Source organism: Erwinia sp. PME.40.26/001, from assembly GCF_055556675.1.
On the sequence record NZ_JBVHNP010000001.1, the window covers coordinates 950,032 to 962,083 of the forward strand.

Consider the following 12,052-nt stretch of genomic DNA (forward strand, 5'->3'; position numbering starts at 1 on the left):
TTGATGAGCATCAGCATAATCGGTAATCTTCGATGAATTAAGTGCAATATAATCAATAGCGGATGAATTTCATGCACCCTATTTTGCGGCGGCTGGATTTAAATCTCCTGCCCGTTTTTGACGCGGTATACCGGCATCGCTCCGTGAGACTGGCTGCGGTTGAGCTGTCGATGAGCACCTCTGCCCTGAGTCATGCCCTTTCCAGACTGCGGGAGTTTCTGCAGGACCCGCTGTTTTTTCGCGACGGACACAAAATGAGTCCCAGCGTTTACGCGTGCCAGCTGGCCCCTCACATTGCTCAGAATCTGGCGGCGCTTAACCACTATCTCTGCCCGGCAGAAGCCTTTGACCCGGCGACCAGCGAGGTCACGTTCAACATCGCCGTGACGGACTATACGGCTTTCTGCGTGTTTCCCCGCCTGATGCAGATGCTACAACATGAGGCTCCAGGCCTGAGTTTCGAACTCTGCCATTTGCCGCATAACCCAGCGCTCAACGAACTGCTTGCCGGGGAAATGGATATGGCTCTGAGCTTCAGCGAGCCGGGTGAAAGGGGGCACCCCGATCTGGAAGAAACGGATTTATTCAGCGACGAGTTTGTGGTGGTGAGCGATGCGCGGCGTGACAGCCTCACGCTGGAAGCGTATCTGGCCGCCGGACATCTGGTGGTGACGCCGTGGAATGAAAAACAGGGGCTGCTGGACACGCACCTGACCCGGCTGGGCCTGAAGCGCAAAATTGCCATCAGGACCCCCTCAATGATGGGGGCCCCGTTTATCATCGCCGACAGCCCGCTGCTGATGGCGATCCCCTCATATGTTGCGTCCATCTTCGCCCCGGCCGCAGGACTGAAAATATTCAAACTCCCCTTTGCCGCCCCGCCCTTTACCGTAAAGATCTTCTCGCACAGGCGCAGCGCCAAAAGAGAACCCACCGAGTGGATTAAAGCAAAGATCGTCAGCGCCTTTGACGGGGGGCTCGCCTGAACCGGGCGGTAACCCGCCCGGAAAGCGTTTTATTTAAGAGCCAGTGCCGCTTTAATGGTATAGAACAGATCGGTCTGATCGGTCAGTCCCACCACGTTGGCCGCATGCGGGCCGTAAGCCGCAATGCGCAGCTGCGTGCCGGTGTGCCCCTGAGAGTCTTCCTCTGAGTTACCGTAGCTGAGGGTCATTGGGCTGCCATCTTTGGTGATCAGCGTCTGCGTCAGGCCGGGTGCTTTGCTGTCGTTGGCAATAATCTGGCTGGAGTGCGCATGGTCAGCAGTCACAATCACCAGCGTATTGCCATCTTTGCGTGCAAACGCCAGTGCTTTCTGCACCGCTTCATCCAGATCGACGGTTTCCCCTATCTGACCACACGGGTTGGCAGCATGGTCCTGCTTATCGATAGACGCCCCTTCCACCTGCAGGAAGAAGCCCTTCTCCTGGCGGTCCAGCAGCGAAATCGCTTTCTCCGTCATCTGCGCCAGTGTCGGGGTTGAGGCCGGACGTTCTGCATTTACTTCACAGGTAATGGGTTTACCGTCGAGGTTGCCGTGATAAGTGGCTTTCGGCCCTTTCCAGCGTACCGGCATATTGCCGTCGGCAAACAGGCCCAGGACCGGCTTAGCGTCACTGGCTTCGGTCAGCGCGTTCATGCCGTCCAGATCGTTCACCCACTGATAGCCACGCAGTTTTGCCTGCTCCTCCAGCGTTTTACCCTGCCACTCCCCTGCTTTTGCGGTTTCGGCGAAGGTTTTGCCACCGCCGCCCAACGTCACATCGGCGCGGGCGTTCAGCAGCTGCTCGGCAATGGAGCCCTTCCCGCCTTTTTCCAGCGCGTTGCTGGCACAGAGTTCACTGGTTTTTACCGGGCCATAACACTTACGCGAGGTGACATGGGCAATCTGCGCAGCCGGGGTGGCATCTTCCAGTTCGGCGGTAGAAACATTGCCCGTGGCTTTACCGGCCGCTTTGGCCAGCTCCAGCAGCGAGGGATAATCCTTTCCGTTCACATCCACGCCAATCGCACCATTATAGGATTTTACGCCGGTGGCCCAGGCGGTCGCTGACGCAGCAGAGTCAGTCACGTAGTCCGGTTTATGGGTTTTCTTATCCAGCGAGTAGTGGGTGTACTGCCCGGTCAATGGCAAGGCATCAATCCCTTTAAAGAAGCCGCCTGCGCCCTCTGCATAGTTACGCGCTGCGGTAATTTCCGAATCGCCCATGCCATCACCAATCAGCAGAATGACATTTTTCGCTGTGCTGTTGCTCAGTGACGCTTTAAGCGCTTCGGTCTGATCTTCGGTAAGGCGTCTTGCCCCGCCAGGCTGAGTAATATCCCCCTGGGCGGCACGATGATAGGTGGCAATATCCGCCACGGCGGAAGAGCAGATCAGGGATGTCAGCAGGGAAAGAGCAAAAGCTTTATGTTTCATTTAGGGCGATCTCCATGAATAAATTTAACTTAATGTTTCCAGGCGTCAGTCTGCGATACAACTATTTCATTTTCGTGTCAGCAGGATGACCATCAGGTTTCACGGGCGATCGTCATAACGGGCTGTTTTCTCTGATTGCTCATGGGTTAAGCGAATAGAACCACAGGGAAAAATACTGCTTGACCCATTAACCGCGACTGCCTATAGTAGCGCCCCGTTGCCCCCTGCGGGTGACAGCAGTAAAAATATGGTGAGGTGTCCGAGTGGCTGAAGGAGCACGCCTGGAAAGTGTGTATACGGCAACGTATCGAGGGTTCGAACCCCTCTCTCACCACCATATTTCAAGAGAATGCCTGAGCGAAAGTTCAGGCATTTTTTTTGCCTGTGGCACGGCCAGAGAGGGCGTGAAGAACCCTCGCAAGGGGTCGACAAAACGGCAGGACAGCCGTTTTGCACAGCCGCAGGCTGCCCGCAGGGCGAGCGCCAGGGATGGCGCGCGTGAGCCCCCTCTCTCACCACCCTATTTCAAGAGAATGCCTGAGCGAAAGTTCAGGCATTTTTTTTGCCTGTGGCACGGCCAGAGAGGGCGTGAAGAACTCTCGCAAGGGGTCGACAAAACGGCAGGACAGCCGTTTTGCACAGCCGCAGGCTGCCCGCAGGGCGAGCGCCAGGGATGGCGCGCGTGAGCCCCCTCTCTCACCACCCTATTTCAAGAGAATGCCTGAGCGAAAGTTCAGGCATTTTTTTTGCCTGTGGCACGGCCAGAGAGGGCGTGAAGAACCCCCGCAAGGGGTCGACAAAACGGCAGGACAGCCGTTTTGCACAGCCGCAGGCTGCCCGCAGACCTGCGATGCCGTGTCGTGCCGTACAAAATGTGATCGGCCGCACAAACGGGTTACTGGATTGTCCCCACCTTCACTATTCTTAGCACCTTGCGCCACTCTTAATCCCAACCAGGTTACCCCATGAATGAAGTCACTCAACTGCTGAAAAGCCATCGCAGCGATCGCAGCTACCTTGATAAACCTATTGATGATGCCGTGCTGGAAGACATCATCGAAACGGCCTGGCGTGCGCCCACATCCGTTAACTCGCAGCAGGTCTCTCTGGTGGTGGTTCGTGACGCCACCACGCGCGCCCGCATTGCCGAAATTGCCGGCGGCCAGCCGTGGATCGCCCAGGCTCCAGTGTTCATCACCTTCGTACTGGATATGTATAAAAGCCAGCTGGGTATTGAAGCAGAAGGAAAATCGCAGATTGCTCATGAAAGCCTGGAGAGCCTGATTTCCGGGGCCACCGATATCGGTATTGCCCTGGGTGCGGTGATGACCGCTGCCCGCTCTCACGGCCTTGGCGTGGTGCCTATCGGCGGTATCCGTCGTCAACCGCAGGCCATGGTCGAACTGCTTAACCTGCCCGACCTGACGTTCCCGGTCGCCGGCGTGGTACTGGGTTATATTGACCAGCCGGCCGTACAGAAGCCGCGCATGTCGCTGGCGGGTTTCCGCCATCACGAGCGTTACGACGCGGCGATCCTGCCAGACGTCATCAAGGCCTATAACCAGGTGCTGGTCGCTCACTGGCAGAGCACCGGGCGCGAGGATGGCGATAACTGGGGTAACAATACCGCCAGCTATTACCAGAATATTTATTTCCCGGACGTTCAGCCCGCTATCCTGCAGCAGGGCTTTGGCATCGATAAATAAGCATAAAAAAAGCCCGGCATGCGCCGGGCTTTTGTCTGCATAAATGGGTATTAGCTGTAAGCCTGCAGCGCGCGCTGGCAAAGTTCGGAACGCACGCAATCCTCTTTATCAAAACGCACGACGCCAATCATCTCATCCTCCTCAAAGCGCGCCATCGCGTCGCTGAGGCCGGACTTCACATGCGCCGGTAAGTCACACTGGGTAATATCCCCGTTGACGATCACCGTGACGTTTTCCCCAAGTCGGGTTAAGAACATTTTCATTTGGGCAGCGGTGACGTTTTGCGCCTCATCCAGAATCACCACGGCGTTCTCGAAGGTGCGGCCGCGCATGTAAGCAAAGGGAGCGATCTCCACTTTGCCAATCTCAGGCCGCAGGCAGTACTGCATAAAGGACGAACCCAGACGTTTAACCAGAACGTCATAGACCGGCCGGAAGTATGGCGCAAATTTCTCAGAGATATCCCCGGGAAGGAATCCCAGATCCTCATCCGCCTGCAATACCGGACGCGTAACAATAATCCTGTCGACATCCTTATGTATCAGGGCCTCAGCGGCTTTTGCCGCGCTGATCCAGGTTTTACCGCAGCCTGCTTCGCCGGTGGCGAAAATCAGTTTTTTATTTTCTATGGCATGGAGATAGTGCGCCTGAGCTTCATTTCTGGCTTCAATGGCCGAGTGGTCGCGCGTATCGCGTGCCATGCCAATCGAATCCAGCCCACCCATATGCACCAGCGAGGTGACCGACTCTTCTTCACGCTGACGGTGACTGCGTGAATCGCTACGAAGCACACGTTTTGCTTCACGACGCGCTTTGATCACTGCTTTCTGTCTTCCCATAGTGGCACCTTACAGTTGGTTTCATTTCCCGCATCCGTTATGTCGATGCGATTACGTGAACGCTTTAGAGGTCGTGGCTTCCTTTTAAGCCTTGTCTGGCCGTTGAAACGAATGCACTCCAGAACACATGTCTGTTGAACACCGGAAAGGGTTAAAGGAATGGAAACGCCGTTGAGTTGTAAAAGAAGAGAAAGCTGAAGAGGAAATGTATTCCCCGCAAAGTTTTGCGAAATGAGACTTTTGATAAAACGATCCGGTAAAGGATTTCTGCATTCGCTATCTCCAGAGTGGAAAACTATATGCGAAAATCAACAGCAAATTCATATTCTTCATATTAGCTAAAAATTGCAACACTTTTTTTAACGTTATTATTACACTTGTATGAAAGCGTTTTAGATCATCATATTAGCTACAGGAATTTATTTTTATGGCGGCGGTTTTTTGACGTGATTGAGTGCTTTTTAACCAGAGAGGTTTTATTGATGTCAACGCACAGGGGATGAGGTCAGGGTAAAGAGAGCGGATTAAGATTAATCCGCTAAATACAATCAGGCTTCGAGCAATCCCTGGGCCAGGAAGTGCTGTGCATCCGGCACGCCGGGTAGCACAAAGAAATATCCCCCGCCAATCGGTTTTATATATTCTTCCAGCGCTTCGCCATTGAGACGTTTCTGCACGGTAAGAAAACCTTTTTCTAAATCGTGCTGATAACAGACAAACAGCAGACCCATTTCCAGTTGTCCGGCGTTAGACACCCCCAGGGAATAACTGTACCCCCGGCGCAGCATCAGGCTGCTTTGTGTTTCCAGTGTGCGCGGGTTAGCCAGACGAATATGGGCATCCATCGGGATGACATCGCCGTCGGGATCGCGGGTATAGTCCGGGACATCGTGCTCATGATACATACCCAGCGGCGCACCGCTGTGTTTCTCCCGGCCAAATATTGTCTGCTGTTCACGCAGCGGCGTGCGGTCCCAGAACTCGACGTGAAACTGAATGATGCGCGTCGCCTGATAGCTGCCGCCCACTGCCCACGCCGGTTCGCCCTGCCCTTTGCTAACCCACAGGATGTTGTCCATCAGGCGATCATCGCTGCTGTCCGGGTTAGCCGTGCCATCCTTAAACCCCAGCAGGTTGATCGGCGTCTCTTTGCCCCGGCTGCGTGCAGCATGGTCAGAGATGAAGCCCTCCCGCCGCCAGCGCACGCTGAGCAGATCCGGTGAATGCTTGATAATATCGCGCAGCGCGTGGATCACGGTGTCATTGGTGTTGGCGCAGATCTGCAACAGCAGATCGCCGTGGCACAGACTGGCGTCCAGCGAGTCATTCGGGAAGCGCGTCATCCGCTGCAGTTTCAGCGGCTTGAGTGCAGCCAGACCAAAACGTTCGTCAAACAGTGAGCTTCCCACCGACACGGTAATCGTCAGATTATCCGGGTAAATATCATCGCCCAGAATGCCTGAGTCCATCGGCGGCAGCTGCGGGTTGGTCACCAGCGGCGCTTTACCGCCGGTGGTGAGAAACGCAATGCGGTCGGTTAACAGCCTGAAAAGACGCACCAGATCGGCTTTGTCACTGGCCAGCACATCAAAGGCGACCAGCATCATTGCCGCCTGCTGCGGGGTGGTGATCCCCGCCTGGTGCGCACCATAAAACGGCTGGCGTTCCTGGCGGGCACCCGGAGACAGCGTGCCCGGGGAGGACGTTTTCTCGTCGACCTCGGCATGAGCCGGGCATCCGCCCGCCAGTGCCAGGGCACCGCTGAGGATGCCCATCCCTTTCAACAAGCGCCGGCGTGACGCCAGCGCTACATCATCAACAGGTTTTGCCATGTGTGCTTAATCCAGACCCAGCGTACCGCGCAGCATCGCCAGGTCTTCGGCCAGTGCCGTAATCGGACCTTTCAGCGCCGTGCGGTCAGCATCGGTTAATTTATCGTAAGACTCATAGCCATCTTTGGTCCGGTACTTCGCCAGAATGGTATCCACCTTCCTGAAGTTACCGTCCACTTTCGCCAGCAGCTGCGGATTCGCTTTCTGCACCAGCGGACGCAGCAGGTTAACAATTTTCTGTGCGCCATCAACGTTGGCCTGGAAATCCCACAGGTCAGTGCGGCTGTAGCGATCTTCCTCACCTGAGATCTTGCTGGAAGCCACTTCCTCAATCAGACCGGCGGCACCGCCCACCACTTTACCCGGCGGGAACGCCAGCTCACTGATGCGGGTCTGCAGCTCCAGCACATTTTTGTACAGCTGGTCAGCATACTTATCCAGCCCTTGAGTGGTGTGGTCGGCGAACAGGACTTTTTCTAAACGGTGGAAGCCGGTGAAGTTCGGGTCTTCTGCTTTCTTCTCAAAGTCGTCCTCACGGGCATCAATCGCCCCGTCCAGGTCAGAGAACAGCTCGGCAATCGGCTCGATACGCTCATAGTGCTGGCGGGTCGGGGCGAACAGGGCTTTGGCTTTTTCCACATCGCCCGCTTTTACCGCATCGGTAAAGGCTTTCGTTCCGGCGACCAGCTGTTCCACTTCTTTGGTGACATACAGCTTATAGTCGGCAATCGGGCCTACCAGCTGCAGCACATCCGGCTTGCCGTCATTGACTTTGCTGCCGCTGGCTTTGACGATCAGCTTACCTTTCGGGTTGCTCAGCAGGCCACAGGTCATATCGTATTCACCCGCTTCCAGGTTCGCCGTCATCTTCTGCGTAAAGCCCGGCGCGATATTTTCACGCTCTTCGACCACCATCACCCCTTTCAGGATCTCCCACTCCAGCCCTTTCTGGCTGTTGTTTTTGATGATGAACTGCGTTTTACCCGCATCAACCGTCAGGGACATCGGTTCACACTGCTTGTCGTTTACGCTGACGTTGACCTGCGGAATATCCGCAGCCAGCGCAGCGCCGGAGGTGGTCAGCGCCGCCAGCAGGGCAGCATTCAGTGCCTGACGGCGAAAATGAGTGGTCATAGGGTCATCCCAGTCTAAGTGTTATAAGCGGCAGGTCGGTGACCTGCGCGGCCAGATTCAGCGCGTGGTGCGCGCAGAGGGTGCAACGGTTCGCGCAGGCATCATAAACAGCAGCAGCGCGGGAACGAGATAGATAAACCAGACGGCCACTTCGCTCACGCTTGGGGCTTCCTGATAGCCCAGCAGCCCTTCCAGCAGGGTGCCGAAGACGCTGTGCGTGGTCAGGGTGTGGCTGAAGTCAAACGCCACCGACTGGAAATGGTTCCACAGACCGGCCTCGTGGAAGGCCCGTATTGCCCCCGCGGCCAGCCCGGCGGCGACAAAAATGATAAACAGGCTGGTCCATTTAAAGAAGCTGGCCAGGTTCAGGCGTACGCCCCCCCAATAGATCAGCATGCCCAGTACCACGGCCGTGGCGAGGCCCAGCATCGCCCCCAGCGGCGGCGCATAACCGACATCCTGCTGGAAAGCGGCCAGCAGGAAGAATACGGATTCCAGGCCTTCACGCGCCACGGCGAGAAACACCATCATGACCAGCGCCCAGCCGCTGCTGTTGCCCTTTTGTAATGCGCTGTCGACGGCATCTTCGAGCTGGGCTTTCACATTGCGCGACACCTTACGCATCCAGAACACCATCCAGGTGAGGATCACCACGGCGACCACGGCCACCAGCCCTTCAAACAGCTCCTGCTGTTTCTGCGGGAATTCTCCGGTGGTTTCATTGATAAACCAGCCGAGAGCAAGGCACAGGGCCGCCGCCACAAAAACGCCCGTCCACATGGCCGGAAACCACTGGCTGCGCTGCGTCCGCTTCAGATAGCTGGCGATCAGGCTGACAATCAGCGCCGCCTCCAGCCCTTCACGTAACATAATCAGAAACGGGACAAACATGCCTGACACCTCAAATGTGAAACCCGGTCAATTTCAGTAAAGATAAGTAAAATAAGAACGATATCGATTATCATTATCGGCTAAGGAAATACAAGATGGCGCGGGCTTATTTTCGCGTTTTGCGGGGGGTAAAATTTAAGCAAATGTAACCCAGTGGGGCCAACAACCTGTTGGCCCGGTAAATTAATCTTCGATTCAGAAGGTCAGGGCCTCTTTGACCTGAAACGCCTCGTTCTTATAGGTCAGCGTCAGAATACACGCCGCCTCACAGGGCGGAGGCAGATAGCCTGGCATGCGCTTGCTAAGAAAAGCGTCCAGTATCAGCGGATGGGTAAAGACCGCGACCCGTCCCTGACTGTGTTCGTACTGATAGCCGATCTGTGACAACACCTCATCTAACCGCGCTGCGGCCACCTCACCGCGTTCTCCCTGCTCTGCAGGGACAGCATTGATCCTTTTACCCGGGGAAAACAGCGGCTCTGCCGCGCTGAGGGTGCGCAGTGTGGCTATCTTTTCTGCTTCCCACGGCCCGAGGAACAGTTCATTTAGTCGTTTATCCTGAACTACCTGCTGGTGGTGCGATAACATGACTGCCTGCGATGTTTTCACCGCCCTGCCCAGTTCACTGCTCCAGGCCCCGATAAACGCCATCTTTTGCAGATGTTCAGCCAGACGCTGGTTGGCCCGATCGCCGGCCGCTGAAAAATCAGAATCAGAGGTTCCCTCCATGACACCCGACTGCTTCAGCCGGGTGAGGGAATTGACCACGACCGTCATTTCCAGCGGTGCCAGTGCGGCTGCCTTCAGGTAACCGGATTGCAGCAAGGCCGTATTATTAAAATCGACCAGCCTGAACGCCCCCTTTCGCCACTCCAGCACCGATACACTGGTGTTTGCCAGACCCGATAACGGCTGGTCTGGCCGGTACTTTTGCAGATAAAATGCCATCGAAGAGTGCGCGGCAACCAGAATATTGCCACTTTCTCCCCTGTGCTGCCGGGCAATAGCACGCAAAGCGCTCTCGAAGCGATGAGAGAAAACCGCCATATTTTCCGCCTGCACCGGAGAGACAAAATCAACATCATCTGGGCGGCCAAAGTAGAAGGCAAAATCATTACCGGAATGACCAAACTGTGCGGTCAGATCATCAATGCGCCCCCCTTCCGCCGCCCCCCAGGAGATGTCCTTCAGTCCATCAATCTGCGTCACTGCTATATTACGGTCGCGCAGGATCAGGGTTGCCGTCTGGAATGCCCTGCCAAGGGTACTGCTGTAAGCAGCAATAAAGGGAATGTCAGCCAGTCCCAGTCCGAGGCTGCTGGCATCATAACGTCCTTTCGCCGTGAGTTCGGCATTGCCGCCTCCGCCAATTGTCATCGCTTTACTATTGGACAGGGTCTGCCCGTGGCGCACCAGATAGAAACGCAGCACGCCATCGTCCTCAGTATTCTTCGGTGCTGCACAGGTCAGTAAGGGCAGAATAAGGAGCACTGCTGACAGCAGGCTGCGGTTCAACGCGTTAAATCCATTTCTCATGAGAGAACTCCGTGTAGTGATTGAGACGTTCACTGCGGAGTGTAGGAATAAAAGCGCCCTGTCAGCCTTGAGCGGTTTGCCACTTATTCGTTAATGCTGGCAGAATCTGATGGGTCGACACGGGCTGAGGCGGAAAAAGGGAAAAACGGGGATCAGAGGAAAAGATCCGCTGGCACCGGGCGGTACCAGCGGACAGGAACGGCCTTAGTCGGCCTGGTATTCCGCTTCAGCGGCATCAAATCGCTGCTGTGCAGCGGCAGATGGCGCTTTGCCGAACAGGCTGAATACCACAATGGCAATGCTGGCGAACAGGAAGCCCGGGATGATCTCGTAGAGATCCAGCCAGCCCCACTGCTTCCAGACCAGCACCGTCACGGCACCGACGATCATACCGGCCAGTGCGCCGTTGCGCGTCATGCGCTTCCACACCAGTGACAGCAGCACCACCGGTCCAAATGCCGCACCGAAACCGGCCCAGGCGTAGCTCACCAGACCCAGCACGCGGTTGTCCGGATTTGACGCCAGAGCAATAGCAATGGCCGCCACCAGCAGTACCATCATACGCCCTACCCACACCAGCTCGCGCTGGCTGGCACCTTTACGCAGGAAGTTCTTATACAGATCTTCCGTCAGGGCGCTGGAGCACACCAGCAGCTGGCAGCTCAGGGTCGACATCACCGCTGCCAGAATGGCCGACAGCAGCACACCGGCAATCCACGGGTTGAACAGAATGCGGGTCAGTTCAATAAAGATACGCTCGCTGTTCTGCGACACCTCACCTGCCTGCTCCACATGGTTCTGGAAGTAGGCGATACCAAAGAAGCCCACGGCCACGGCACCGGCCAGGCACAGGATCATCCAGGTCATCCCGATACGGCGGGCGGTTCGAATTGAGCGGTGAGAGTCTGCCGCCATAAAGCGCGCCAGGATATGCGGCTGACCGAAGTAACCCAGGCCCCAGCCCAGCAGGGAAATAATGGCCACAATGTTGAGGTTTTTCAGCATATCGACGTTCTCGATGCTCTTCGCCCTGATGACGGTCATCGCATCATCCAGGCCACCGACGGCCAGAATAACCATCACCGGCGTCAGGATCAGTGCGAAAATCATCAGCGTCGCCTGCACCGTATCGGTCCAGCTGACCGCGAGGAAACCGCCAACAAAGGTGTAGACAATAGTCGCCGCCGCACCGGCCCACAGGGCGGTTTCATAGCTCATGCCGAAGGTGCTTTCGAACAGGCGTGCGCCAGCCACCACGCCGGAGGCGCAGTAGATAGTGAAGAACACCAGGATCACCAGCGCGGAGATCACCCGCAGCAGCTTGCTGGTGTCTTCAAAGCGGCTGGAGAAGTAGTCCGGCAGGGTCAGGGCATTGTCGTGATGTTCGGTCTGCACGCGCAGCCGCCCGGCGACAATTTTCCAGTTAAGGTAGGCCCCGAGAGTCAGGCCGATGGCAATCCAGCTTTCGGAGATACCGGACAGGAAGATCGCCCCCGGCAGGCCCATCAGCAGCCAGCCGCTCATGTCTGATGCGCCCGCAGAGAGCGCGGTGACAAAGCTGCCCAGACTGCGGCCACCCAGAATATAGTCGTCAAAGTTTTTCGTTGAACGGTAAGCGATGAAACCAATCAACACCATGCCGAGAATATAAATACAAAATGTCACCATCATTGGCGTACTTACAGTCATTCAGGT

At 56.1% G+C, this 12,052-nt stretch carries 9 protein-coding genes and 1 tRNA gene; 3 read left to right on the top strand and 7 right to left on the bottom strand.

The genetic code is table 11. From position 1 onward, the window contains the following. Positions 1–62 precede the first annotated feature (62 nt). Positions 63–986, top strand: coding sequence for a LysR family transcriptional regulator (locus tag ACZ3HG_RS04710; RefSeq protein WP_191932648.1), 924 nt, complete (start codon positions 63–65; stop codon positions 984–986). A 29-nt stretch (positions 987–1,015) separates the two neighbouring features. Here ACZ3HG_RS04710 and phoA read toward each other — a convergent pair whose 3' ends face one another. Further along, the gene (gene phoA, locus ACZ3HG_RS04715; RefSeq protein ID WP_191932649.1) at positions 1,016–2,419 is read right to left on the bottom strand and encodes an alkaline phosphatase; all 1,404 of its coding nucleotides are present in this window, start codon (positions 2,417–2,419) and stop codon (positions 1,016–1,018) included. A gap of 249 nt (positions 2,420–2,668) precedes the next feature. Between phoA and ACZ3HG_RS04720 the strand changes: the two genes are divergently transcribed. Together ACZ3HG_RS04720 and ACZ3HG_RS04725 are read left to right on the top strand one after the other, a co-directional pair. Further along, positions 2,669–2,756 (top strand) — tRNA-Ser (locus ACZ3HG_RS04720). A gap of 628 nt (positions 2,757–3,384) precedes the next feature. Further along, positions 3,385–4,125, top strand: coding sequence for an NADPH-dependent oxidoreductase (locus ACZ3HG_RS04725; RefSeq protein ID WP_465332046.1), 741 nt, complete (start codon positions 3,385–3,387; stop codon positions 4,123–4,125). 50 nt (positions 4,126–4,175) lie between these two features. Here ACZ3HG_RS04725 and phoH read toward each other — a convergent pair whose 3' ends face one another. From phoH to putP, 6 genes are all read right to left on the bottom strand, one after another. Next, a complete protein-coding gene (phoH, locus tag ACZ3HG_RS04730) occupies positions 4,176–4,964 on the bottom strand; it encodes a phosphate starvation-inducible protein PhoH (RefSeq protein WP_191932651.1) in 789 nt (262 codons plus the stop codon). Between the two features lie 548 nt (positions 4,965–5,512). Continuing rightward, the gene (efeB, locus tag ACZ3HG_RS04735; protein ID WP_465332047.1) at positions 5,513–6,796 is read right to left on the bottom strand and encodes an iron uptake transporter deferrochelatase/peroxidase subunit; all 1,284 of its coding nucleotides are present in this window, start codon (positions 6,794–6,796) and stop codon (positions 5,513–5,515) included. Between the two features lie 6 nt (positions 6,797–6,802). After that, complete coding sequence (gene efeO / locus ACZ3HG_RS04740) at positions 6,803–7,930, bottom strand: iron uptake system protein EfeO (protein ID WP_191932653.1); 1,128 nt, start codon at positions 7,928–7,930, stop codon at positions 6,803–6,805. A 57-nt stretch (positions 7,931–7,987) separates the two neighbouring features. Then, entirely contained in the window at positions 7,988–8,821 is an 834-nt protein-coding gene (efeU, locus tag ACZ3HG_RS04745; protein ID WP_191932654.1) for an iron uptake transporter permease EfeU, read from the bottom strand. Between the two features lie 195 nt (positions 8,822–9,016). Further along, entirely contained in the window at positions 9,017–10,357 is a 1,341-nt protein-coding gene (locus ACZ3HG_RS04750; protein ID WP_465332050.1) for a histidine phosphatase family protein, read from the bottom strand. Positions 10,358–10,561: 204 nt separating this feature from the next. Further along, positions 10,562–12,046, bottom strand: coding sequence for a sodium/proline symporter PutP (putP, locus tag ACZ3HG_RS04755; RefSeq protein ID WP_191932656.1), 1,485 nt, complete (start codon positions 12,044–12,046; stop codon positions 10,562–10,564). Between the last annotated feature and the right edge of the window lie 6 nt (positions 12,047–12,052).

What these genes read in the sequence shown, in the direction of transcription:
- ACZ3HG_RS04710 (WP_191932648.1), top strand. Translation starts at nt 63, where the DNA reads ATGAATTTCATGCACCCTATTTTGCGGCGGCTGGATTTAAATCTCCTG.
- phoA (WP_191932649.1), bottom strand. Translation starts at nt 2,419, where the DNA reads ATGAAACATAAAGCTTTTGCTCTTTCCCTGCTGACATCCCTGATCTGC.
- ACZ3HG_RS04725 (WP_465332046.1), top strand. Translation starts at nt 3,385, where the DNA reads ATGAATGAAGTCACTCAACTGCTGAAAAGCCATCGCAGCGATCGCAGC.
- phoH (WP_191932651.1), bottom strand. Translation starts at nt 4,964, where the DNA reads ATGGGAAGACAGAAAGCAGTGATCAAAGCGCGTCGTGAAGCAAAACGT.
- efeB (WP_465332047.1), bottom strand. Translation starts at nt 6,796, where the DNA reads ATGGCAAAACCTGTTGATGATGTAGCGCTGGCGTCACGCCGGCGCTTG.
- efeO (WP_191932653.1), bottom strand. Translation starts at nt 7,930, where the DNA reads ATGACCACTCATTTTCGCCGTCAGGCACTGAATGCTGCCCTGCTGGCG.
- efeU (WP_191932654.1), bottom strand. Translation starts at nt 8,821, where the DNA reads ATGTTTGTCCCGTTTCTGATTATGTTACGTGAAGGGCTGGAGGCGGCG.
- ACZ3HG_RS04750 (WP_465332050.1), bottom strand. Translation starts at nt 10,357, where the DNA reads ATGAGAAATGGATTTAACGCGTTGAACCGCAGCCTGCTGTCAGCAGTG.
- putP (WP_191932656.1), bottom strand. Translation starts at nt 12,046, where the DNA reads ATGACTGTAAGTACGCCAATGATGGTGACATTTTGTATTTATATTCTC.